The following is a 21,883-nucleotide window of genomic DNA, read 5'->3' as shown; positions in this document are numbered from 1 at the left end:
CGCCCGGCCTTGTTTTATTCCGGCACCTGCTTGCCCCAGCGTTCCATGGTGAAATCGACAAAGCTGCGCAGTTTGGGTAGTTGGTAGCGATCCGGTGAGTAGATCAAATGCATGGGCCTGCTGGGCAAGTGATAGTCAGGCAGCAGCGCAACCAGTCGCCCGTCGCGAAGGTCCTGCTGCACGAAAGCGTCGGGCAGCATGACGATGCCTGCGCCAACCCTGGCCGTGCGGTACAGGCCTGACGAGCTGTTCATCACCATCGGGCCGCTTATCTCCACCGTGACTTCACCTTCCGGCCCGGTCAGGCGCCAGTGCTTTTCCACACCGCTCCAGTCATCGCCGGCCGGGTAGGCGAAGGCCAGGCAGTCGTGCAGTTGCAGGTCTTCCGGCCGAAGGGGCATGCCGCGTCGGGCCAGGTAATCCGGTGATGCGCAGATGGTCAGTGTGTAGTCCTGCAAGGGCCTTGCGATCAGACGCGAGTTTTCCGGAACGCTGCCCATGCGGATGGCGGCATCGAAACCGTTGTCGAGCAGGTCCAGACGCTGGTTGGTCAAGACCAGATCCAGCTTGACCTTGGGAAACTGCAAAGAGAACTCGCACAAGGACGGGGCCAGCACCTCTGAACCGAACGTCAAAGGCGCGGTAATGCGCAAGGTGCCGGTGGGTTCGCCCTGAGCCTGTTCGGCCAGTCGTTCGGATGCGGCCACCAGCCCCAGCACCTCCAGGCAGCGTTCGTAATAGGCGGTGCCGAACTCTGTCAGGCGCTGACGCCGGGTCGTGCGCTTGAGCAGGCTGACCCCGAGGCGTTGTTCCAGCGCCCGAAGATGGTTACCGACCATGGTTGTGGAAATCGAACACTCCTGTGCGGCGCCGGTCATGCTGCCTGCTTCCACAACTTTTACGTACACCGACATTGCCTGGAACAAATCCATTATCAAGTCCAAGTTTAAAATGATTGAAGGGTTTCAGTGTTTATCCAGCTCTGGTGGCTAACGATACTGCAAAAAACGACTGACCACCCTGGAGCTTTACACCATGACCGCCGATTGCCTGATGACCACTTACAAGCCCCTGGCCCTGAATTTTGTCCGTGGCCTGGGCACCCGTCTGTGGGATCAGGCAGGGCGCGAGTATCTGGACGCCGTGGCAGGCGTTGCGGTGACCAATGTCGGCCACTCTCATCCCTTGCTGGTAGCCGCTATCCGCGAGCAGGCAGGCCTACTGTTGCATACCTCCAATCTGTACAGCATTGATTGGCAGCAACGATTGGCACACAAGCTAACCCGGTTATCGGGCCTGGAGCGTGCGTTTTTCAACAATTCTGGTGCCGAGGCCAACGAAACGGCACTCAAGCTCGCCCGTTTGCATGGCTGGCACAAAGGCATTGATCAGCCCTTGGTGGTGGTCATGGAAAATGCTTTTCACGGGCGCACGCTGGGCACCTTGTCCGCGAGTGACGGGCCTGCCGTGCGGCTGGGGTTCAGCGCTTTACCGGGGGATTTCATCAAGGTTGCGTTCGGGGATCTGGCAGCGTTTGACCGGATATGTGAAAGCCATGGCCATCGCATCGCCGCCGTGCTGGTCGAGCCTGTGCAAGGTGAGGGCGGGGTGCAGGTCGCGCCAGATGGGTATCTGAAAGCCTTGCGTGAATGCTGTACACGGCGCAACTGGTTGCTGATGCTCGACGAAATCCAGACGGGCATGGGGCGTACCGGGCAATGGTTTGCCTTTCAGCACGAAGGCATAGTGCCCGACGTCATGACCCTGGCCAAAGGCCTGGGCAATGGAGTGCCCATCGGCGCCTGCCTGGCGAAAGGCCCGGCTGCCCGGTTGTTTACACCCGGCAGTCATGGCAGCACCTTTGGTGGTAATCCACTGGCCTGCCGCGCCGCCTGTACTGTGGTGGACATCATCGAGCAGCAGGATCTTGTGCAGAACGCTCGTCAGCAAGGGCAGCACTTGCTTGAGCGGTTGCGCGAAGAACTGAGCGATCACCCAGAGGTACTGGCCATTCGTGGCCTGGGATTGATGATCGGAATTGAACTGCAACAAGCCATTTCTAACCTGGCCTTGATTGCAGCCCGCCAGCAAGGTTTGTTGATCAATGTGACGAGAGGCAAGACCATCCGCCTTTTACCGCCGCTGATTCTTGATGGCGCAGAAGTCGAAATGATCGTGCAGGGCATCGTCAAGACACTGGATAGCGTTGACCGCAGTGCAATTCAGGGTTGTGCCTGAGGCAACGGATTGAGGGAAAGGCGAATCCTGGGCTATACCGTGATGATGCAGATGCGGTAGAACAAAGGCGGGAATTATGAGTCTCACCCCCCATGGATTTGAAAGGAGCCCACCATGCTTATCCGGTCCCTGACCCTCGCCACCTTGCTGATCGCTGCCGGTCCATCGTTCGCGGCCGACAGCGATGCTCCGCTGGCGCAGGAGCGCGGCAAGACACGTCCGTTGATCATCATTGCCCCCAGCACGGTCGACCCCACCCTGATCAGCCTGAAAAAGGCCCTTGATGAACCCGCCAATCGCGAGGCATTCGCCCAGCGCAATATGGTCCTTTATACCGTGGTCAATACCATCGGTGAGCGTAACGGCAAAACCATGGATGCCCAGTCCACCATGGCCTTGATACGCGAACTCAAGCTGGGTGCGGGTGTACAGACCAAGGTCATTCTTGTGGGCAAAGATGGCGAGAAGAAGATCGAGAAATCCGGGGCAATCGATCCCAAGGAAATCTTCGCCACCATCGATCAGATGCCGATGCGCGAAAAAGAAGCTGCCGCGCCGCCCCCGGAACCGGAAGCCAAACCGGCGCCTGCCGAAAAGGCTGCGAAACCCGGCAAGGCGACCCAAGGCAAGACGCTGGACGATTGATGAGAGAGCAGGGTGGGGCTGTGTTGTCAGCTCCACCCTTTTTCTGCTGAGGCTCAATCGCCTCGAATGTACTGCTCAAGCTGCTGGATAAGGCTGGCCTGCTCCGCGATGGCTTCCTTGACCAGGTCACCGATGGACAACAGTCCCAGCAACTGCCCGTCTTCCACGACCGGCAGGTGACGAAGATGATTGTCGGTCATGATGCCCATGCAGGTTTCCACGCTCTGCTGTGAATCGACCGTGATGACCTTGCTGCTCATGATGGCGCTGACCGGCGTGCCGACAGACGAGCGTCCCTTGAGAATCATCTTGCGTGCGTAGTCACGCTCGCTGACCACCCCGACAACCACACCGCCTGCAACGACCGGCAATGCCCCGATATTCTTGTCGGCCATCAGCCTGAGTGCATCGAGCACCATCTGATCGGGACCGATGGTATGCACTTGCTGGTTGTGTTCGGATTTGAGCTTCAGCAATTGGGCAACGGTTTTCATATGGCTCTCCGTGAATGAGGACCTGAACAGACTGTGTGAATTATTGTAGCCCTCGGTTGAGGGCACTACAGAATCACGGGAACGGAGAATTCAGGCAAGTCTTTGTGAAAGGGGGATGCCAGGCCCCCTTTTGCATGATCTACCAGCGATAGGTCGCACTGGCCTGCACGGTACGTTGCGCGCCGTACCAGCACCACGAATAGTAATAGCAGGACGCTATGTATTCCTTGTTGGCCAGGTTGGAGACATTAAGCGCCAGACGCAGGTTATCCATCGGGCTGTAGAGGTTTGGAATGTCGTAATGCGCCGCTGCGTCGAACAAGGTGTAGCCCGGCACTTTCAGGCTGTTGGCTTCATCGCCCCAGGTCGAGCCGATATAGCGCGCACCACCACCGACACCAAAGCCGTTCAGCTTGCCCTCGCGAAAGGTGTAGTCGACCCATGCCGAGGCCGTATGACGCGGAATGGCTGGCGGGGTTGTGCCTTCAGCCGGCAGCGCCGGGCCATTGGCCTGGCCGACGATCCCCGGCTGGACCCGCACTGTGCTGTTTGACTTGCTGATCTGGTTGTCCAGATAGGCATAAGCCGCCGTGATATCCAGGTTGTCGCTCAGGCTGGCCTTGCCTTCAAGCTCGAAGCCGCGTGACTGGACTTCGCCCGTCTGGACCTGGCAGCGGGCACCGTTGCAGATATTGGTCGCGACCGGGTCCGGAGTCAGCACATTGGTGCGTCGCAAATCGAAGATGGCGGCACTGATGAAGCTGTTGCTGCCCGGCGGCTGATACTTGATGCCCAACTCGTACTGCTTGCCCTCGGTCGGCTCGAAAGGCCTGTTGCCAAAGCCTGTGCCCGATTGCGGCTCGAAGGATTCGGAATAGCTGATGTAAGGCGCCAGGCCGTTATCGAACAGATAGACAAGGCCCAGACGCCCAGTGAAGGCTTCACTTTCCACCGAGCTTTTGGTTTTCACGCCGGTCGCTATCCGTCTTGAACTGTTGGTGCTGTCAGCCCAGTCGTAGCGGCCACCCATCAGCAATACCCATTTGTCCCACTTCAACTGTTCTTGCAGATACAGACCTTTCTGCTGGCTGCGGGCGGTCGCGTCAGTGCTGTAGGTGATGGGCGTTATCGGGCTGCCGTACACCGGGTCGAACAAGTCCAGCGCCGGACCATTGCCACTCCCGGATTTGGTGTCGGTACTGGTGTTCTGATAATCGGCACCGAACAGCACCGTATGCTGCACAGGGCCAGTACTGAATTTGGCCTGGAGTTGATTATCGACAGTGTAGGAATCCATGTTTACATCGCTGCCGATGGTGTAGCGCCCCATGGTGCGGTAATCGGGCTGCAAGGCATCGGTGCCGTTGTAGATACTCTGATAGATACCTTCGCTGCGCAGGTAGCGGGTGTTCTGGCGAAAGGTCCAGACATCGTTCAAGTGATGCTCGAACAGGTAGCCGACGGCGTGATACTCACGGTCGCTTTTCTCGAAGTCCTTTTCTCCGTCGTAGAAGTCCACGTCGATATTGCGCCCGGTCGGGCTGTCCAGCAATGAGCCGTAAGCCGGCATCGAGCCATAAGACGCGCCTTTGGGATCACTTTGATAGTTCGCCAGAAAAGTCAGCGAGGTGTCTTCATTCGGGCGCCAGGTGAAGGCTGTCGCAATCGATTGGCGGCGGGTTTCGGTGTGTTCGATCTGGCCGTCGGCATCGTCATACAGCCCGGACACGCGATAGGAGTAGACCCCCTGATCGTCAATCGGCCCGCCGAAGTCGAAGGTCGTGCGCTTCTTGTTGAAGTTGCCGTAAGTGAGCCCGATTTCGCGAAAGGGTGTCTCGGTCGGCAGCTTGCTGACCATGTTCACCACGCCGCTGGGGCTGGCCTGGCCGTACAGCACGGAAGAGGGGCCGCGCAGCACTTCGACCCGCTCCAGATCGAAAGCATCTTTCTGGGGCGAGGCATCACGGTTGCCAGGCATGCGCAGGCCATCCAGATAGGTCGCTGGAGAGAAACCACGGATGCTCATCTGGTCGAGTCGCGAGGCTGTAGAGCCACGGGTCTCCGGTACCACCGCCGCGCTGTAGCGCAGGATCTGATTGAGGCTCGCCGCACCCTGGGCTTTCATCTGGTCCTTGGTGACCACCGAAATCGACTGCGGCGTTTCGATCAGCGCGGTGTCGGTCTTGGTTCCGGTCCGGCCACGGGTCGCGACATAGCCGGAAACCGGGCCACTGGCGCTCTCGGCCTGGGTTGCTCCGATGATGCTGGTGGCTTGCAGCTCCATTGTTCCCTCAGTGGGTTCGGGCGCTGGCTCGATGCGATAGCGATTGGCCGATAACGCCAGGGCCTGCAAGCCAGTACCGCTGAGCAAACGGCTGATGGCCCCGTGGGTACTGAATTGCCCCTGCAGCCCGTTGCTGCGCTTGCCTCGTGTCAGAGCCGGGTCAAATGCCAGTACCAGTTGCGCTTGCTCCGCAAGAGTATTGAGCGCTTCACTCAAATCCCCGGCCGGGATCGAGAAATGGCTGACAACGCTGGCCTGTTGCTCAGGCACGGATGATTCGGCGGCTTGCAGAGGCACCGCAGCGCAGGCCATGAGAGTGGCGAACGCCAATGGATGCAGCGAACTGGCAGGGCGAGACATGAAAGATCCTTGGTGCAAATGGAGGGTTTCCTTAGCCCTGACGTACACCAAGGGAAAACGGACAGTGGAATGAGAAATATTTATATCTGGCGCGCGCCATGGCGGGAAATCAGGTAGCGCTCCAGGCACCTGTCATGTGCCTCATGTCGGCGTAGATACGATTTGATACAAATATGACACATCTTGCTAAAGCCAAGGCTTTCCTGGCCGATACCTCGCGCATAAATAGACGTTATCGCTCCGGAGCCTGGCCCCAATGAAAATTGCATCTTCCGACCAAACGCCTCTAATGCAACTGCACATTGCCAGCTCAGTGCCAGTGGTTGCGACCGAAAACTCGGTCAGTGCCAGCGTTACGCCCGTTACGGTTCAGGTTCAGATCTCCAAAGAAGGCCGTGAAAAATTAGAAAGTGAAAAATACGCGGACATTGACCGGGCTCCCTTGCCCGAAGACGTCAAAGAGGCCCTGAAGAATATTCGTAAGCTGCAGGAAAAAATTGCTGAGAAAAGTCAGGAACTGATGGAGTTGGCAAGCGACAAGACGTTGTCTGACGACGACCTCAAGCGTAAACGAGATACGTTGACGATCGAGATAAGAAGCATGCAATCCGCTTTGGGGGATGCAATGAGCGCCCTGAACAACTCAATGAGTTCAAAAAACATGAGTGCCGAGAGCCAGGGCATTGCCAGGGGGCTGCTCGGGATGAAATAAGCCATGAGCTTTGTGCGGCCAGGATTGAACATGTCCCGAACCGGGCTATGCCGGGCGCGATGTGTACGAGAAGGGTAGAATCACCTTCTGAAACACTTTCTTGAGGTCCGCACGTTGGATTTACAGCAGGGCTTTATCCTGAGCCGACACTGGCGTGATACGCCTGCCGGGACTGAAGTCGACTTCTGGCTGGCCACCGATCACGGCCCCAGACATATCCGCCTGCCTTGCCAGCCTTCCGTCGCTTTTGTGCCCGCCGAGCAGAGCGAGCGGGCCAAGGCGTTGCTGCGCAGCGAGCGTGGTGTGGAGCTGCGTCCGCTGGCGCTCTGTGATTTCCGGCATCGCCCGGTGCTGGGTGTCTATTGCCAGCAGCATCGGCAGTTGATGAACATCGAGAAGCTGTTGCGCAAGGGCAATGTGGATGTCTATGAAGCCGACATCCGCCCCCCGGAACGCTACCTGATGGAGCGCTTCATCACGGCTCCGGTGTTGTTCGGCGGTACGCCCGATGCCGATGGCGTGTTGTGCGATGCCCATATCAAACCCGACCCGACTTATCGTCCGCAGTTGAAACTGGTGTCGCTGGATATCGAAACCACGGCCAGGGGTGAGCTGTATTCGATTGCCCTGGAAGGCTGCGGGCAGCGCCAGGTCTACATGCTGGGGCCAGCCAACGGCGGCAATGAAGCGCTGGATTTTCAACTGGAATATTGCGACACCCGCGCACAGTTGCTGGAGAGGCTGAACCAGTGGATGGCCCTCCATGATCCGGATGCGATCATCGGCTGGAATGTGGTGCAGTTCGACCTGCGAGTCCTGCATGAGCATGCCAAGCGCCTGCAGGTTCCTCTGATGCTGGGGCGTGACAACGAGCCCATGGGCTGGCGTGAGCATGGCAGCCGCAATAATCATTACTTTGCCGATATCGGCGGCCGTCTGGTGATCGACGGTATTGAAGCGCTGCGCTCCGCAACCTGGAGCTTTCCGTCGTTCAGCCTTGAAAACGTGGCGCAGACCCTGCTGGGCGAAGGCAAGGCCATTGATACGCCGTATCAGCGCATGGACGAAATAAACCGGATGTTCGCCGAGGACAAGCCGGCGCTGGCCCGCTACAACATCAAGGACTGCGAACTGGTGACACGGATCTTCGCCAGGACCGAGTTGCTGACCTTCCTGCTGGAGCGCGCCACGGTGACCGGCTTGCCCGCCGACCGCAGCGGTGGTTCGGTTGCCGCGTTCTGCCATTTGTATATCCCGCTGATGCACCGCCAGGGCTTTGTTGCCCCCAATCTCGGCGAGCGCCTGCCGGAAGCCAGCCCCGGTGGCTTTGTCATGGACTCCCGGCCCGGTCTGTATGAGTCTGTGCTGGTGCTGGATTACAAGAGCCTGTATCCGTCGATCATCCGCTCTTTCCTGATCGACCCCGTGGGGCTTGTCGAGGGTATGCGTCAGCCGGATGACGAGCATTCCGTACCGGGCTTTCGCGGGGCGCGTTTTTCCCGTACGCGGCATAGCCTGCCGTCCATTGTCGAGCGTGTCTGGCAAGGTCGTGAAACCGCCAAGCGCGAACAGAATGCGCCGCTGTCCCAGGCGTTGAAGATCATCATGAACGCTTTCTATGGCGTGTTGGGGTCGAGCGGTTGTCGCTTTTTCGACCCGCGCCTGGCGTCGTCGATCACCATGCGTGGCCATGAAATCATGCTCAAGACCCGTGAACTGATCCAGGCTCAGGGCTACACGGTGATCTACGGCGACACCGATTCAACCTTCGTCTGGCTGGGACGTCCGCACGAGCAGGAGGAAGCCGCGGATATCGGCCGGGCGCTGGTCAAGCATGTCAACCAGTGGTGGCGTGAGCATCTGCACAACGAGTACGGTCTGCAAAGTGCCCTTGAGTTGCAATATGAAACGCATTTTCGCCGTTTTCTGATGCCGACCATTCGGGGCGCCGAGGAGGGTAGCAAGAAGCGTTATGCCGGGTTGGTGACTCGTGCCGACGGCAGCGAGGAAATGGTCTACAAAGGGCTGGAAACCGTACGCACCGACTGGTCGCCGCTGGCGCAGCAGTTTCAGCAGGAGCTGTACTTGCGGATCTTCAAGCGCCAGCCTTATCAGGATTATGTGCGTGAGTATGTACGCCGCACTCTGGCCGGCGAACTCGATGACTTGCTGATTTATCGCAAGCGGTTGCGTCGCAAGCTGGATGACTACCAACGCAACGTCCCGCCCCATGTGCGGGCGGCGCGTCTTGCCGATGAGTACAACGACCGTCAGGGCCGACCGCGCCAGTATCAGAACGGTGGCTGGATCAGCTATGTGATAAGTGTCGCCGGGCCAGAGCCCCTGGAGATTCGTACCGCGCCTATCGATTACGACCATTACGTCAGCAAGCAACTGCAACCCTTGGCTGACGCAATTCTGCCGTTTGTGCTGTCCCGAACCATCGACTTGCAGAGTCTGGATCAGCTCAGTTTTGACTTCTGATTACGGCTGGTTCATTCCGGAATTTCAATACGGATTGCGCGGGTCCCGATTTCTGCGCCGCTCACGCTATCAATCGCAACAGGTTTTATATCGATGCCCGTCTCGGCATCCAGAAAGCGCGTCAGATCGCCTTCACCTCGATGCTTCTTGCCCCAGGCGCCGATCATGAACAGCACTGGCAAGTAGTCTCTTCCGGCCTCGGTCAAGACATATTCCTCCCGTGGCGGACGCTCCGAATACAGGCGCTTCTCCAGCAGTTTCTCGTCCGTCAGCGTCGCAAGACGCTTGGTGAGCATGGTCGGGGCGATCCCCAGGCTCTTCTTGAACTGGTCAAAGCGCGTCAGGCCGGCATTGGCATCGCGAAGGATCAGCATGCTCCAGGCATCACCTATGCAAGCGAGGCTTCGGGCGATGGGGCAGGTGCTTTCGGTAGTGTTTTTTGAGTTCATATCATTTCAGTATTGACTCAGTACTGAAACGATACTAGCATTTCTTCCGTACCGAGTCCACCCGCAAAGGGGCTGGAGGGGCGAAGCAATATCGTCCACGTTGATCGCACAGTTTCCGGTGCGCGTATGCCAACGGCTGAATCGCAACTTTACTGCGAGCGGCCAAGTAACGCCTTGACTTTGGGGAATGATAAATGAGCAAGACAGTTTTGATTACAGGCGCATCATCTGGTTTTGGGCTATTGCTCGCCAGACAGCTTTATCAACAAGGCTTCAATGTTATCGGCACGAGTCGCGAGCCGCACAAGTATGCAGCTCAGGTTCCGTTCAAACTCTTGAAGCTCGATATCGATGATGATCATTCGATAAAGTCTTTTGTGACGGAGTTGTTTCAGCATGCCCGGCAACTGGATGTATTGGTCAATAACGCTGGTTATATGGTCACGGGCATTGCAGAAGAAACACCCGTCGAATTGGGGCGTCAGCAACTGGAAACAAACTTCTGGGGAACAGTGAAAGTCACAAATGCCCTTTTGCCGCATTTCAGGGCGCAGAAGCAGGGCAGGATTATCACCGTCAGTTCGATTGTCGGTTTGATCGGGCCACCCAATCTGTCTTACTACACGGCGTCGAAGCATGCCGTACAGGGCTATTTCAAATCCCTGCGTTTCGAGTTGAACCCGTTCAACATCAAGGTCAGCATGGTTGAGCCGGTCTGGTTCAAGACCAACCTTGGCCACAACGCCGTCACCGCAGAAGACACCTTCATCCCGGATTACAACGCATACCGCACGCAAGTGAGGGCTGCGACGCAGAAAGGTATCGACGGCGCTGAGGCTCCCGACAAGGTTGTCAAGACCATTACCCGTCTGATCCACGCCAAAGAGCCAGGATTCAGTAACCCTGTGGGCAAGATGACCCGCATGATTCTTTTCCTGCAAAACTATGTGCCCAGGATGTTTGAAAGCGCGATCCTGAAAAGCGTTAAAACAGCTTGAACAATAGAGTCGAAGTCAAAGAGCGGGAAGCATGGAAGCTTCGCCCTTGAGTATTATTCCTGAGAGTATCTGATCATGAAGTATTACTTGTGCAAGTTCATTCCTCCGCGTGCGGATTTTCTGGCAACCATGACGGCCGATGAGCAGCAATGGATGAAACAGCATGGCGAGTATCTGAATGCGCTGCTTGAAGATAATGTGATTGTTGCACACGGCCCGGTCATCGATGAAAGCGGTGGTTATGGTGTTTCGCTTTATCAGATTGCCGATGATCAGGATATTGCGGCTTTTACTGCCGAAGATCCTATTGTAAAGAACGGGGTCGGCCACTACGAACATTACACCATGCTTCATTTGAAGGCCCGCTGATCACAACTAAAGCAAACGCTCTACCAGCATCGGCAATACCTGCTCGCACGAAGCCTCGATCTTCATGTGTAGCAAGTCGTCTGCACGGGTCTTGCCCTGATTGATCGCAATGACGGGTTTGCCCTGTTCGACCATCGCCTTGCACAACCGAAATGCCGACCAGGCCATCAATGAGGTGCCGACCACCAGCAGTCCATCGGCCTGCTCGACACTTTGCGTGGCTTTGGCGGCAGTATCGGTTGCGACGTTTTCACCAAAGAACACCACGTCCGGCTTCAGCCGCTGGCCATCGCAATGCGGGCAATGGGGTACCTGAAAGTCAGCCTCGAAAGACGAGTCCAGCAGGGTGTCGCCATCAGGTGCCTGTATGGCGTCGACCCCGGAGAGATAAGGGTTCTGCGCGAGCATGATGTCCTGGATCGTGGCGCGGTCATTGCGTTGATGGCAGTCCAGGCAATAGACGCGATGCAGGCTGCCATGCAACTCGATCACGCCATGGCTTCCCGCCTGATCGTGGAGCGCATCGACGTTCTGGGTAATGAGCCCGCTGATGTTGCCACTGGCCTGCAAACTCGCCAATGCCCGGTGCGCGGCATTGGGCTCAGCCTTGCGGATACGCGGCCAACCGAGCATCGCCCGCGCCCAGTAACGCTGTCGTGCGCTGTGTTCCTTGAGGAATTCCTGATACATCATCGGCTGCTTGCCACGCCGCACGCCATCCTTGTCGCGATAGTCAGGAATGCCCGACGCCGTGCTGATACCTGCGCCGGTCAGGGCAAGGAGCGGCTTGTCGGCCAGGGTCTGGAGCAGGTCGCGGATCGTGTTGTCCAGCATCGTCGGACCTCTAACGGAGGGTTCAGGTCGAGGTTACCACCAATCGTTTACCGGCCAATCCTTTTACCAGGCCTTGCTCCAATATCACTGGCCTGACCATCCTTTTGTTTGCCGGTTCTGGCCTGGGTGATCAGCGCGGGGATCAGCGGGCCTTCGGGCAGGGTTTTCCAGAAGCGGGAAGGCATATGGCCTTGCATGACCTTGGGGTTCAGGCGTGCGGGGTTGAAGATGTGGCTGTAATAGGTCAGCCACAGATCGCCGTGGGGGTCTTCTACCTGACGGGCCAGCTTTTGCCAGACCTCGGGGCAGCGCCGTTCATGGATCAGTTGTGTGCCATCGTAATAAACCCCGTCTTTTGGGGTGGCGATCATCCAGCGATGCTGGCCCATGCGGCCGATGAAGTGCTGGCTTGCGCTTTCCAGAATGTCATGGGCCGGTTCGTGCCAGGCCACGTATTCGGGTTGTAGCAGATCGCAGGCTTCGCTTGAGGCAGGAAGTGCCACAAAGCGCAGGAAGGCATGTAGGTGATGGGCCTCACGGCCAATGGTCTTGAGGCGTCGATGCAGTTCGCTGCCCAGCTTGTCACCCGCCAGCATGGCGGTCCGGTCGCCATGGCTGACCCGCCACAACACTTCATACAACAGGCTCCAGCGCTGATCGCCCCGATAGCAGGCCGCGCTTTGCAGCAAATGCAGCAACTCCAGCGGTACGCGCGCCTGAAACGGCCCTTGTTGCTGCGGGATATCTTCATCGCTGGAGAAAAGATCCGCAGCGCTGCCAGCCTTCCAGCTGACCCGGCTGGGATCGATTTCATGGCTCAACAGCCAGCGTGCCTGCTGGCGCCAGGTATCGAACAGGTCATCGCAATCCAGGCAGATCATCCCCAAAGCCCCAGTTGTTGAGGTTGCGGCCTATCCCGCAACTGGTGATGCAGTTGTTCGCTGCTGCTGTCGGCCTGGGACGGATGGTAATCGCTGGTGATGATGAACGGCCTGGCTTTGGCCAGGACGCAGCGCAGCCGGGTCAGGTCCTCATAGCGAATGCGCCGTTGCCTGCGCAGTTCGACCAGCCGTTGGGTGGTGCGGATGCCGATGCCCGGAATACGGGCGATCAGGGCCGGTTCGGCGTTGTTCAGGTCCAGCGGGAAGACCGCACGGTTGCTCAAGGCCCAGGCCAGCTTGGGGTCGATGTCCAGCGCCAGATCGCCCGGTCCATTGAGCAGTTCAGTGGCAGTAAAACCGTAGCCGCGCAATAGAAAGTCGGCTTGATACAGGCGGTGTTCGCGCAGCAGTGGCGGTGCGGCCAGTGGCACGCTGTTCGGGCTGTTGGGGATCGGGCTGAACGCCGAGTAATAGACCCGGCGCAGCTTGAAGTTGCTGTAGAGCGACTGAGCACTGTGCAGGATGGTGCTGTCATCGGTGGCGTCGGCCCCCACGATCATCTGGGTACTTTGCCCGGCGGGTGCGAAACGCGGGGCACGTGGCTCGTTGAGCACGGTCTGCTCGCCGGTGTGGATGGTTTTCATGGCCAGCTTGATGGAGGCCACGTCCTTTTCCGGTGCCAGGGTTTGCAGGCTGGCATCGGTTGGCAGCTCGATATTCACGCTCAGGCGATCGGCATACAGGCCTGCTTGTTCTATCAGCGCCGGATCGGCATCGGGGATGGTCTTGAGGTGGATATAGCCCCGAAACTCATGTTTCTCGCGCAGCAGCCGGGCGACCTGCACCAGTTGCTCCATGGTGTAGTCGGCGGACCGGATGATGCCGGAACTCAGGAACAACCCGCTGACACAGTTGCGTCGATAGAAATCCAGCGTCAGGGTGACGACTTCTTCGGGGCTGAAACGGGCGCGGGGCACATCGCTGGAGCGCCGGTTGACGCAGTATTGGCAGTCATACAGGCAGAAGTTGGTCAGCAGGATTTTCAGCAGCGAGACGCAGCGACCATCGGGCGTGAAGCTGTGGCAAATGCCCATGCCGGTAGTCGAGCCAAGTCCCGTCTTGCCTTGTGAGCTGCGCTTGGGAGCGCCGCTGCTGGCGCACGACGCATCGTATTTGGCAGCGTCTGCCAGAATGCTGAGCTTGTCGATGAGCTGCATGAAAAATACCGATACTGTTTTTATATACAGTATAGGGTTAAGTGACTTACCACAAGCTCGGAATCAGGCTACAGGCCCTGACTGGTCCGTATCAGATCATAGGCCTTGCGGGCCAGTGGATTAACGGTGTTGGGCCGAATCCACAAGTGATAGGTCACGTTGGGCAGGCGCGGCAGGCCATCGTTCTCACCCAGTACGCGCATGTCCGGCCCGAGCATTTCCATGCTGCGCGGCGTGACGCCGAGGCCTGCACGAGTGGCGGCCTTGATGCCGATCAGATTGGACGCCAGATAAGCCTGCCGCCACGGGATATTGGCGGCTTCCAGAGCCTGCAGGGCATAGCGCCGATAGATGCTCGGTTCATCCACCAGAATCAGCGGCAGCGGTTCGTCCGGTACATGGATGTATTGCGCGGAACAGATCCACCACACAGGCGAAGTACGCAAGGCAAAACCTTCCAGGGTCGGGTCTTCGCGGGTGGAAATCACCATGTCCACCTTGCCGCGATGCAGGTCTTCCATCAGAAACGGGCTGCGGCCCACGTCGATTTCAAGGCGCAGGCGTGGAGCCGAGCGGGCGATATGGCTCAGCAGCGGCGGCAGAATGGTGTCGGCGATGTCATGGGGCGAGCCGATACGCAGCACGCCACTCAGGCTGCTTTCACGCAACGAGTTCAGGGCGTCGTCATTGAGCGACAGCATCTGCCGGGCATGACGTAGTAACTGTCGGCCCGGCTCGGTCAGTTGCTTCTGGCGACCTTGTTTCTGGAACAGGCTGACACCCACTTGTTGCTCCAGACGCTGCATGTGCTGAGTGACCGAGGACTGAGTGCGTGACAGCTGCAGGCCAGCCTCGGCAAAGCTGTGATGATCGACCACGGCGACAAAGGTGCGCAGCAGTTCCAGGTCGAGAGTCGAGGTCGGGCTTGATGGGGCGGTCATGGTGATCTGCGCTGAATTCATATCAGGGGTTCAGGCAAATACATTACGTAATTTTATGTTTGATGTGGTGTTTTTTCTGCGCGTTTTAATTTTGTCCAATGAATGCTGGGTTTTTATTGGCGGCTGAGCGGGCTCTGCATGGAAAGTTATAACCATATTTGATATTTGAATTTCCGTTAACAGGCAACGATCCGTAATGTCCCGGCATCAGGTCGGGGAACTCCGATCATTTGCCTGGGGAATTTACATGCCGACTCGCTCATCCGTTTCACGTTTCTTCCCGGCCATGCTGGGGCTGTTTGCCGGTCTGGCGGTCAGTGGTTCGGCACTGGCCGATGCCACCCTGGACAAGATCCAGGAGCGTCATCGTCTGGTGGTGGGCGTGTTGTTGTCCGGCGGGCCTTTCGGCTCCATCGATCCGGCGACCCAGAAACCCAAGGGCGCGAACGTGGATCTGGCCGAAGACATCGGGCGTCGCCTGGGTGTCGAGGTGGAGCTGGTGTCGGTATTGACTGCCAATCGCGTGCAATTCCTGCAACAAGGCAAGGTCGATCTGTTGATCGCCAATATGGAGTGGACCCCGGAGCGCGGCCAGATACTCGGCTCGGTGCCGACGCCTTTCTACAAGGTGGGCGGTACAGCCGTTGTACTCAAGGACAGCAAGATCAACCGTTGGGAAGACCTCAAGGGGCAGCCGGTCTGCACCTCTCAGGGCAGCAGCTACATCAAGCCGCTGACCGAGTTCGGTGCAGAACTGAAAGCCTTCAAGAGTTCTGCCGAATCCTTGCTGGCGCTGCGCGGCAATAATTGTGTCGCGGCCGTGCATGACGCCACGCTGATCAATCCACTGCTGGCCAGCAACGAAGAATGGAAGGGCTACCGCGCCATTCTCCCTGAGCTGAACCCGGCACCTTCCGTGATCTGGACCCGTATCGGCGAAACCGATACCCAGGCGCGTCTGGACAGCATCGTCAAGGACTGGCATCGCACCGGCTGGCTGATCGAAGTCGAAAAACGCCACAACATCACGCCTGCATCCCCGGCACTGGTCGAGCTGCATGAGCAGTTCAAGGCCAAGGGCGCCTGATCTTTCTCCCATTTCCCTGCCGACGCGCATAGCGTCGGCCATTCAAGGAAGGCTCCCATGAGCAGATTTTTTACAGCCAAGACGCTCACTGCGTTGGGGCTGATCCTGTGCGCCGGGCTGGCCAGTGCCGACGCGACTCTGGACAAGATTCAGGAGCGCCACAAGATCAGCATCGGTGTAATCCTCAGCGGTCCTCCGTTCGGCACCATCGATCCGAAGACCGGCGAGCATCTGGGCTACAACGTCGAGTTGTCGAAGGAAATCGCCAAGCGCCTGAACGTGGAGCTGGAAACCGTATCGGTGCTGGCTCCCAATCGCGTGCAGTTCTTGCAGCAGGGCAAGGTCGATCTGTTGATCGCCAATATGCAACTGACCGAAGAGCGTGCGCAGATTCTCGATTACGTGCCCACGCCTTACGAGGAAGTGGGTGGCGCAGCGTTGATCCGCAAGGGCGCGGGCATCAGCAAATGGGAAGACCTCAAGGACAAGCCGGTGTGCGTGTCCCAGGGCAGCAACTTCATCAAACCGTTGCAGGAAGTCTACGGCGCGCAGATCAAGGCGTTCCGCAGCCAGTCCGAATCGCTGCTGTCGCTGCGCGGCAATGGCTGTGTGGCGGCCGTGCATGTAAGCCCGACCATGCACACCCTGCTTGGCGAGCCTGAGTGGTCCGGTTTCGAGATCCCCCTGGCCACTGACCTGATTCCGTCCAAATCCGTGATCTGGGTGCGCAAGGGCGAGAAAGACATTCAGGCCCGCCTGGACGCCATTGTTCGCGACTGGCATCGCAGCGGCTGGTTGATCGAGCTGGGTAATCGCACCGGCATGGCGCCGTCCCAGGCTTTGCATGATCTGCATGAGCAATATCGCAATGCAGCGCCGCTGGCTGCCACGCCATGAGTGATGGGCTGTTCCAGGCATTGCAGCAGCTGCTGGGCGACAGTCATGTGCAGACTGGCGAACAGGCCCGTGAGCGCTTGACTGACAAGCAGGGCCGCTATGTCGGGCAAGTGGTCGCGGTGGTGCGTCCTGCGGATACCCAACAGGTCGCCGCCGTGGTGCGTTTGTGTGTCGCCCATGCTGCACCGGTGGTGGTGCAGGGCGGTAACACCGGCCTGATGGGCGCTGCAACGCCGGATGCCAGCGGCAAGGCGGTGCTGTTGCTGCTGGAACGCATGAACCGTGTGCGTGAGATCGACACCGATAATGACACCCTGACTGTCGAAGCCGGTTGCATCCTGCAAAACCTGCAAGACGTAGCTCGCAAGGCCGACCGTCTGTTCCCGCTCAGCCTGGGCGCGCAAGGCAGTTGTACCATCGGCGGCAATCTGGGCACCAATGCCGGTGGCAACGCCGTGCTGCGTTATGGCAATACCCGCGAACTGACGCTGGGGCTTGAAGTAGTCACAGCCCAGGGTGAAATCTGGGAAGGGCTACGCGGCCTGCGCAAGGACAATACCGGTTATGACCTGCGGGACCTGTTCATTGGCAGCGAAGGCACGCTGGGCATTATCACTGCCGCGACCCTGAAACTGTTCCCGCTGCCCAAGGCGCAGCTCACCGCATTCCTGGCCTTTGAGTCGCTGGCTCAGGCGGTGAGTTTTCTGTCCCACGCCCGTGCAGGGTTTGGAGCAAGCCTGACCGCTTTCGAGCTGCTTTCGGCCGACTGCCTGACCTTGCTGCGTGAACAGTTTCCCCAAGGCCCGCAACCCTTCAGCCATGCTGAGCATCCCTGGTTCGCTTTGCTGGAATTGTCCGATAACCACAGCGAAACTCATGCGCGGCAGAGTTTCGAAGAAGTACTGAGCGATGGTTTCGAGGCCGGGCTGCTGGCCGATGCTCTGGTGGCCGAAAGTCTGGCCCAGAGCCAGGCGCTGTGGCAGTTGCGCGAGAACATGAGCGATGCCCAGCGGCGTGCCGGGCGCAATATGAAGCACGATATCTCGGTGCCGATTTCCCGGGTCGTGGAGTTTGTGACCCACACCGATGCCTTGTTGCAGCAGCACTTTCCCGGTGTGCGCAATTTCACCTTTGGTCACCTGGGCGACGGCAACCTGCATTACAACGTCGCGCATCCGACTGGCTCTACTGTCGAGGCGCATATGGCCCGTTACGCTGAATTGAGCGAACGGGTACATGACAGCGCCCACGCCCATGGCGGCTCGATCAGCGCCGAACATGGCATAGGCCAGCGCAAGCTGGACATGCTGTCCCGTTACAAAAGCCCCGTGGAACTGGACTTGATGCGTCGCATCAAGCAGGCCCTGGACCCGCACAACCTGCTCAATCCGGGCAAGGTACTGGAGACCCGAGCATGAGCATCGGCTTGTCAAAGCGCGTGCAGCGCGTCTCATTGTCGGCCAACGCCGCCGCCAAATCCCGGGCCACCGCCTTGCGCGATGCCGGGGTGGATATTCTCGACCTGACCACCGGCGAGCCGGATTTCGACACCCCTGAACACATCAAGCAGGCGGCCTTCAAGGCCATTGCCGCCGGTGCCACCAAATACACGCCGACGCCCGGTGTGCGGGCCTTGCGCGAGGCGGTGCAAGGCAAGTTGCAGCGCGAAAACGCTCTGGACTACCCGCTGGCATCCATCGTGATAGCCAACGGTGCCAAGCAGATCATCTTCAATGCGTTCGCCGCGACCCTGAATGACGGCGATGAAGTGCTGGTGCCGGTGCCGTACTGGCCGTCGTTCCCGGACAGCGTACGTTTCAATGGCGGTGAGCCAGTGTTCATCGAGTGCGGCCTGGAGCAAGGCTGCAAGCTGACCCCGACGCAACTGGAACGCCATATCGGTGAGCGCACGCGCTGGCTGATCCTCAACGGGCCGGGCAACCCCAGTGGCGCGGTGTATAGCGAGGCGGAGCTGTTGGCGCTGGCTGACGTGCTGCGTCGTCATCCGCACGTGCTGGTGCTGCTGGACGAGTTGTACGAGCACATTCGTTTCGACGGGCAGCCAGCCCGGAGCCTGCTCAATGTCGCGCCGGACCTGCAGCCTCGCTGCCTGCTGGTGGGCGGTGTTTCCAAAACCTACGCCATGACCGGCTGGCGGGTCGGCTTCGGGGCCGGGCCGCAAGAACTCACCACGGCCATGACAGTGGTGCAGTCGCAATCGACTTCCGGCGCGTCATCGATAGGGCAGGCCGCAGCATTGGCGGCGTTCGAGGGTGGTCTGGCGTTTCTGCCGGAGCAGGTAGCGGCGTATCACCAGCGCCGTGACTTGTTGGTTGAAACCCTGAGCGCGGTGGATGGCCTGGAAGTGCTGGTGCCGCAAGGCGGCTTCTTTGTCTTTGTGCGTTGCGCCGGATTGCTGGGTCGTTATCGCCCTGACGGCCAACGGCTGGAAAACGATGCCGATGTGGTTGCCTGGCTTCTGGAGTCCGGCGTGGCCGGTGTCGCGGGCAGCGCTTATGGTTTGTCGCCGTGGTTTCGCCTGTCGATTGCCACGGCCACCGAAACCGTGATCGAAGCCGGGCAGCGTATTGCCCGTGCCTGTGCGCAGTTGAGTGTGGGGGAGGCGCCATGAGTCACTGGCTGGAGTCGTTCGTGCAGTGGACGGCCGGATTTGGCCTGAACTACGCCTTTCTGCTGGATGCCTATCAGCGCGGCACGATGGTCGACGGGGCGTTGACCACCTTGCTGCTGTGCCTGCTCACCATCATTGGCAGCTTGCTGGTCGGTGTCGCCCTGGCGGCCATGCTCACCTCGGGCAAGCCATGGCTGCGTTCGCCAGCCAGAGTATTCATTGAAGTCACCCGCAATACGCCGACGCTCGTGCAACTGTATTGCGCCTTTCTGGTGTTGAACATGCTGTTGACCCAGGCCGTCGGTGCAGCCAATCCGCTGACACCTTTTGCCTGGGTCGTGATCGTGATTTCCCTGCACAAGGGGGCTTTCCATGCCGAAGCCTTGCGGGCCGGTATCGAAGCGGTGCCTTCCGTAACCCTGGAAGCCGCCAGCTCCCTGGCTTTCAACAGTCGCCAGTTATTATGGAACGTGCAATTGCCACTGGCCGTGCGCTTTGCCTTGCCATCGCTGATCAACAACCTGATCGATCTGGTGAAGATGACTGCCGTGGCCTCGGCCATCGCGGTGGGGGATATCACTTATGCCGCGATCATGATCTGGACCCAGAGCGATAACGTGCTGGAACTGATGATCCTGATCCTGAGCTTTTTCGGTTTGCTCAGCTTTGTCGTCAACTGTGCAGGGCGTGCCCTGGAATCACGCCTGAGGATGCCCGGCTATGGCCATTGATTCATCGGTTGCCGCGCCCGTCGCGTGGCCACGTCGCCATTTACTGGCGCTGACGCTGGTTGCTCTGACGGTTGTCTGGTTGATTTTCGGTGCCCCGGACAGCCCGGTCTTTCTGGCATTGATGCAGTGGTCGCCCGCTCTGGCGGTGGGGTTTGGCCAGAACATTCTGATCAGTCTGGTTGCCATTGGCCTGGGGACGGTGTTCGGGCTGCTGGTCGGTGCTCTGGGGATGTCACCTTTCTGGCTGCTGCGCCTGCCTGCACGGATCTGGATACAGATCTTTCGCAATGCGCCCTGGCTGGTGCTGATCTACTTCACCACTTATGTGTTCCCGTTCGAGATCAAGATCGGCAGCACATATATCTCGTTTCCCGACTGGGTGAAGGTCACTATCGGCCTGGCATTGCCAGCCAGCGCCAATGTCGCGGAAATCTTCCGGGGTGCCGTGGCGTCGATCCCCAGCACGCAATGGGAAGCGGCGCGCTCGCTGGCCTTCACTCGCGCACAGATTTTCAGCTCGATCATTCTGCCGCAGTGCTTCAAACGCATGTTGCCGCCGTGGATGAACCTGTATGCGGTCATCACCATGGGCACCGCACTGGCTTCGCTGGTGGGAGTGCATGACGTGATCGATACCGCACAGATTGCCAGCAATACCGTCAACCAGACCGGTTTCACCGTGATCATCTATTGCAGCCTGCTGGTGCTGTTCTTTGCCTATTGCTACCCGATTTCCCGTCTGACCCAACGCCTGGAGCGACGTTATGCCTTCTATTGATTCTGGCGCCGAGCCTCTGGTCAGTCTGCGCGACCTGCACCTGTCATTCGGCAGCAACCTGGTGCTCAAGGGCATCGATCTGGATGTGCAGCGCGGTCAGGCAGTGTCGATCATCGGCCCGTCCGGTTCGGGCAAGTCGACCATTCTGCGCTGCATCACCGGGCTGTTGCAGACCCAGCGCGGCACCATCCGCGTGGGTAATACCGACGTTCATGCCCTGACCCGCGAAGCGGAGCGTATCGAGTTGCGCAAGCGTGTGGGTTTTGTCTTCCAGCAGTACAACCTGTTCCCGCATCTGTCGGTGCTGGAAAACCTGGTCATCGCCCCGCGAAAAGTGCTGGGGATCGAGCGTTCCGAGGCCGAGAAGCAGGCGCGTGCCTTGCTGGCCAAGGTGCGTATGGAACACAAGGCCGATGCCTATCCGGGGCAATTGTCCGGCGGCCAGCAACAGCGGGTTGCGATTGCCCGCGCCCTGACCATGCGCCCGGAACTGATCCTGTTCGACGAAGTGACCTCGGCCCTGGACCCGGAAACCGTCGGCGAAGTGCTGACCGTGATCCGCGAGCTGACCGAGGAGGGCATGACCTGCGTACTGGTCACCCACGAAATGCGTTTCGCCGAAGAAATCAGCGACGTGGTGTATTTCACCGAGAACGGCCTGATCGTCGAGCATGGCAGCGCCGAGCAGATTTTCCAGCACCCGACCAGTGAGCGGACCCGCGAATTCCTGCGCCACGCTCTGGGAGATACCGGGCGCCGTGCGCCGGTGTCCTCCGACCCGTTTGCACTGAGCAATATCAGCCGTTACAGCCTGTCCGTATAACTAAAATTGAACCCCACCGGGAGCTACCT

21 protein-coding genes are annotated in these 21,883 nt (G+C 58.9%); 13 read left to right on the top strand and 8 right to left on the bottom strand.

The features are described from left to right. Positions 1–14 precede the first annotated feature (14 nt). The gene (locus Q6A51_RS09460) at positions 15–932 is read right to left on the bottom strand and encodes a LysR family transcriptional regulator (protein ID WP_201016935.1); all 918 of its coding nucleotides are present in this window, start codon (positions 930–932) and stop codon (positions 15–17) included. A gap of 103 nt (positions 933–1,035) precedes the next feature. Between Q6A51_RS09460 and Q6A51_RS09455 the strand changes: the two genes are divergently transcribed. Then, positions 1,036–2,238, top strand: coding sequence for an aspartate aminotransferase family protein (locus tag Q6A51_RS09455; RefSeq protein WP_304574655.1), 1,203 nt, complete (start codon positions 1,036–1,038; stop codon positions 2,236–2,238). Between the two features lie 114 nt (positions 2,239–2,352). Beyond that, complete coding sequence (locus Q6A51_RS09450; RefSeq protein WP_201016937.1) at positions 2,353–2,883, top strand: DUF4174 domain-containing protein; 531 nt, start codon at positions 2,353–2,355, stop codon at positions 2,881–2,883. A gap of 53 nt (positions 2,884–2,936) precedes the next feature. Here Q6A51_RS09450 and Q6A51_RS09445 read toward each other — a convergent pair whose 3' ends face one another. Further along, positions 2,937–3,377 (bottom strand): CBS domain-containing protein, encoded by a 441-nt coding sequence (locus tag Q6A51_RS09445; RefSeq protein ID WP_201000349.1) that lies wholly within the window; start codon positions 3,375–3,377, stop codon positions 2,937–2,939. A gap of 139 nt (positions 3,378–3,516) precedes the next feature. Further along, positions 3,517–6,021 carry a TonB-dependent siderophore receptor gene (locus Q6A51_RS09440; RefSeq protein ID WP_304574654.1) on the bottom strand — a complete coding sequence of 835 codons (2,505 nt, stop codon included), beginning with the start codon at positions 6,019–6,021 and terminating at the stop codon, positions 3,517–3,519. A gap of 256 nt (positions 6,022–6,277) precedes the next feature. On the opposite strand from Q6A51_RS09440, the gene Q6A51_RS09435 reads away from it, so the two are divergent. Together Q6A51_RS09435 and Q6A51_RS09430 are read left to right on the top strand one after the other, a co-directional pair. Beyond that, positions 6,278–6,733, top strand: a complete 456-nt coding sequence (locus Q6A51_RS09435; RefSeq protein ID WP_201016939.1) for a hypothetical protein — start codon at positions 6,278–6,280, stop codon at positions 6,731–6,733. A 114-nt stretch (positions 6,734–6,847) separates the two neighbouring features. Next, positions 6,848–9,217 carry a DNA polymerase II gene (locus Q6A51_RS09430; protein ID WP_201016940.1) on the top strand — a complete coding sequence of 790 codons (2,370 nt, stop codon included), beginning with the start codon at positions 6,848–6,850 and terminating at the stop codon, positions 9,215–9,217. 11 nt (positions 9,218–9,228) lie between these two features. Here Q6A51_RS09430 and Q6A51_RS09425 read toward each other — a convergent pair whose 3' ends face one another. Further along, a complete protein-coding gene (locus Q6A51_RS09425; protein ID WP_201016941.1) occupies positions 9,229–9,666 on the bottom strand; it encodes a winged helix-turn-helix transcriptional regulator in 438 nt (145 codons plus the stop codon). A gap of 194 nt (positions 9,667–9,860) precedes the next feature. Here Q6A51_RS09425 and Q6A51_RS09420 point away from each other — a divergent pair, with 194 nt between their 5' ends. Together Q6A51_RS09420 and Q6A51_RS09415 are read left to right on the top strand one after the other, a co-directional pair. Then, positions 9,861–10,664 (top strand): SDR family NAD(P)-dependent oxidoreductase, encoded by an 804-nt coding sequence (locus tag Q6A51_RS09420; protein ID WP_304574653.1) that lies wholly within the window; start codon positions 9,861–9,863, stop codon positions 10,662–10,664. Positions 10,665–10,739: 75 nt separating this feature from the next. Further along, on the top strand, positions 10,740–11,033 hold the full coding sequence (locus Q6A51_RS09415) for a YciI family protein (protein ID WP_201016943.1): 294 nt from the start codon (positions 10,740–10,742) through the stop codon (positions 11,031–11,033). 6 nt (positions 11,034–11,039) lie between these two features. On the opposite strand, the gene Q6A51_RS09410 is transcribed toward Q6A51_RS09415, so the two are convergent. From Q6A51_RS09410 to Q6A51_RS09395, 4 genes are all read right to left on the bottom strand, one after another. Then, positions 11,040–11,867: an NAD-dependent protein deacetylase gene (locus tag Q6A51_RS09410; protein ID WP_304574652.1), complete on the bottom strand. Its 828-nt coding sequence runs from the start codon at positions 11,865–11,867 to the stop codon at positions 11,040–11,042. 47 nt (positions 11,868–11,914) lie between these two features. Then, the gene (locus Q6A51_RS09405; protein WP_304574651.1) at positions 11,915–12,748 is read right to left on the bottom strand and encodes a TIGR03915 family putative DNA repair protein; all 834 of its coding nucleotides are present in this window, start codon (positions 12,746–12,748) and stop codon (positions 11,915–11,917) included. After that, positions 12,745–13,965 carry a putative DNA modification/repair radical SAM protein gene (locus tag Q6A51_RS09400; RefSeq protein ID WP_201000358.1) on the bottom strand — a complete coding sequence of 407 codons (1,221 nt, stop codon included), beginning with the start codon at positions 13,963–13,965 and terminating at the stop codon, positions 12,745–12,747. The genes Q6A51_RS09405 and Q6A51_RS09400 overlap by 4 nt, the downstream gene beginning before the upstream one ends. Before the next feature lie 68 nt (positions 13,966–14,033). Next, a complete protein-coding gene (locus Q6A51_RS09395; protein WP_304574650.1) occupies positions 14,034–14,906 on the bottom strand; it encodes a LysR substrate-binding domain-containing protein in 873 nt (290 codons plus the stop codon). A gap of 247 nt (positions 14,907–15,153) precedes the next feature. On the opposite strand from Q6A51_RS09395, the gene Q6A51_RS09390 reads away from it, so the two are divergent. The 7 genes from Q6A51_RS09390 to Q6A51_RS09360 are packed head-to-tail and all read left to right on the top strand — an operon-like array spanning position 15,154 to position 21,854. Beyond that, a complete protein-coding gene (locus Q6A51_RS09390; protein WP_374004983.1) occupies positions 15,154–15,993 on the top strand; it encodes a transporter substrate-binding domain-containing protein in 840 nt (279 codons plus the stop codon). A 57-nt stretch (positions 15,994–16,050) separates the two neighbouring features. Further along, on the top strand, positions 16,051–16,890 hold the full coding sequence (locus Q6A51_RS09385; RefSeq protein WP_201000360.1) for a transporter substrate-binding domain-containing protein: 840 nt from the start codon (positions 16,051–16,053) through the stop codon (positions 16,888–16,890). After that, positions 16,887–18,308, top strand: a complete 1,422-nt coding sequence (locus Q6A51_RS09380; protein WP_304574649.1) for an FAD-binding oxidoreductase — start codon at positions 16,887–16,889, stop codon at positions 18,306–18,308. Before Q6A51_RS09385 ends, Q6A51_RS09380 begins: the two co-directional genes overlap by 4 nt. Further along, complete coding sequence (locus Q6A51_RS09375) at positions 18,305–19,522, top strand: aminotransferase class I/II-fold pyridoxal phosphate-dependent enzyme (RefSeq protein ID WP_304574648.1); 1,218 nt, start codon at positions 18,305–18,307, stop codon at positions 19,520–19,522. Before Q6A51_RS09380 ends, Q6A51_RS09375 begins: the two co-directional genes overlap by 4 nt. After that, complete coding sequence (locus Q6A51_RS09370) at positions 19,519–20,253, top strand: amino acid ABC transporter permease (RefSeq protein WP_201016948.1); 735 nt, start codon at positions 19,519–19,521, stop codon at positions 20,251–20,253. Before Q6A51_RS09375 ends, Q6A51_RS09370 begins: the two co-directional genes overlap by 4 nt. Then, complete coding sequence (locus tag Q6A51_RS09365; protein ID WP_304574647.1) at positions 20,243–21,031, top strand: amino acid ABC transporter permease; 789 nt, start codon at positions 20,243–20,245, stop codon at positions 21,029–21,031. Before Q6A51_RS09370 ends, Q6A51_RS09365 begins: the two co-directional genes overlap by 11 nt. Further along, positions 21,018–21,854: an amino acid ABC transporter ATP-binding protein gene (locus tag Q6A51_RS09360; protein ID WP_304574646.1), complete on the top strand. Its 837-nt coding sequence runs from the start codon at positions 21,018–21,020 to the stop codon at positions 21,852–21,854. The genes Q6A51_RS09365 and Q6A51_RS09360 overlap by 14 nt, the downstream gene beginning before the upstream one ends. Positions 21,855–21,883 lie beyond the last annotated feature (29 nt).

Origin of the sequence: Pseudomonas serbiensis (genome assembly GCF_030580745.1) — a bacterium.
GTDB lineage: Bacteria > Pseudomonadota > Gammaproteobacteria > Pseudomonadales > Pseudomonadaceae > Aquipseudomonas > Aquipseudomonas serbiensis.
The sequence above is the reverse complement of the archived record's forward strand: the minus strand, read 5'-3'. Positions and strand labels throughout refer to the sequence as shown.

Excerpts from the sequence above, each read along its gene's own strand:
- Q6A51_RS09390 (WP_374004983.1), top strand. The coding sequence starts at position 15,154 with ATGCCGACTCGCTCATCCGTTTCACGTTTCTTCCCGGCCATGCTGGGG.
- Q6A51_RS09445 (WP_201000349.1), bottom strand. The coding sequence starts at position 3,377 with ATGAAAACCGTTGCCCAATTGCTGAAGCTCAAATCCGAACACAACCAG.
- Q6A51_RS09380 (WP_304574649.1), top strand. The coding sequence starts at position 16,887 with ATGAGTGATGGGCTGTTCCAGGCATTGCAGCAGCTGCTGGGCGACAGT.
- Q6A51_RS09395 (WP_304574650.1), bottom strand. The coding sequence starts at position 14,906 with ATGACCGCCCCATCAAGCCCGACCTCGACTCTCGACCTGGAACTGCTG.
- Q6A51_RS09415 (WP_201016943.1), top strand. The coding sequence starts at position 10,740 with ATGAAGTATTACTTGTGCAAGTTCATTCCTCCGCGTGCGGATTTTCTG.
- Q6A51_RS09425 (WP_201016941.1), bottom strand. The coding sequence starts at position 9,666 with ATGAACTCAAAAAACACTACCGAAAGCACCTGCCCCATCGCCCGAAGC.
- Q6A51_RS09365 (WP_304574647.1), top strand. The coding sequence starts at position 20,243 with ATGGCCATTGATTCATCGGTTGCCGCGCCCGTCGCGTGGCCACGTCGC.
- Q6A51_RS09405 (WP_304574651.1), bottom strand. The coding sequence starts at position 12,748 with ATGATCTGCCTGGATTGCGATGACCTGTTCGATACCTGGCGCCAGCAG.
- Q6A51_RS09375 (WP_304574648.1), top strand. The coding sequence starts at position 18,305 with ATGAGCATCGGCTTGTCAAAGCGCGTGCAGCGCGTCTCATTGTCGGCC.
- Q6A51_RS09460 (WP_201016935.1), bottom strand. The coding sequence starts at position 932 with ATGGATTTGTTCCAGGCAATGTCGGTGTACGTAAAAGTTGTGGAAGCA.
- Q6A51_RS09385 (WP_201000360.1), top strand. The coding sequence starts at position 16,051 with ATGAGCAGATTTTTTACAGCCAAGACGCTCACTGCGTTGGGGCTGATC.
- Q6A51_RS09400 (WP_201000358.1), bottom strand. The coding sequence starts at position 13,965 with ATGCAGCTCATCGACAAGCTCAGCATTCTGGCAGACGCTGCCAAATAC.
- Q6A51_RS09410 (WP_304574652.1), bottom strand. The coding sequence starts at position 11,867 with ATGCTGGACAACACGATCCGCGACCTGCTCCAGACCCTGGCCGACAAG.
- Q6A51_RS09420 (WP_304574653.1), top strand. The coding sequence starts at position 9,861 with ATGAGCAAGACAGTTTTGATTACAGGCGCATCATCTGGTTTTGGGCTA.
- Q6A51_RS09435 (WP_201016939.1), top strand. The coding sequence starts at position 6,278 with ATGAAAATTGCATCTTCCGACCAAACGCCTCTAATGCAACTGCACATT.
- Q6A51_RS09370 (WP_201016948.1), top strand. The coding sequence starts at position 19,519 with ATGAGTCACTGGCTGGAGTCGTTCGTGCAGTGGACGGCCGGATTTGGC.
- Q6A51_RS09440 (WP_304574654.1), bottom strand. The coding sequence starts at position 6,021 with ATGTCTCGCCCTGCCAGTTCGCTGCATCCATTGGCGTTCGCCACTCTC.
- Q6A51_RS09450 (WP_201016937.1), top strand. The coding sequence starts at position 2,353 with ATGCTTATCCGGTCCCTGACCCTCGCCACCTTGCTGATCGCTGCCGGT.
- Q6A51_RS09360 (WP_304574646.1), top strand. The coding sequence starts at position 21,018 with ATGCCTTCTATTGATTCTGGCGCCGAGCCTCTGGTCAGTCTGCGCGAC.
- Q6A51_RS09455 (WP_304574655.1), top strand. The coding sequence starts at position 1,036 with ATGACCGCCGATTGCCTGATGACCACTTACAAGCCCCTGGCCCTGAAT.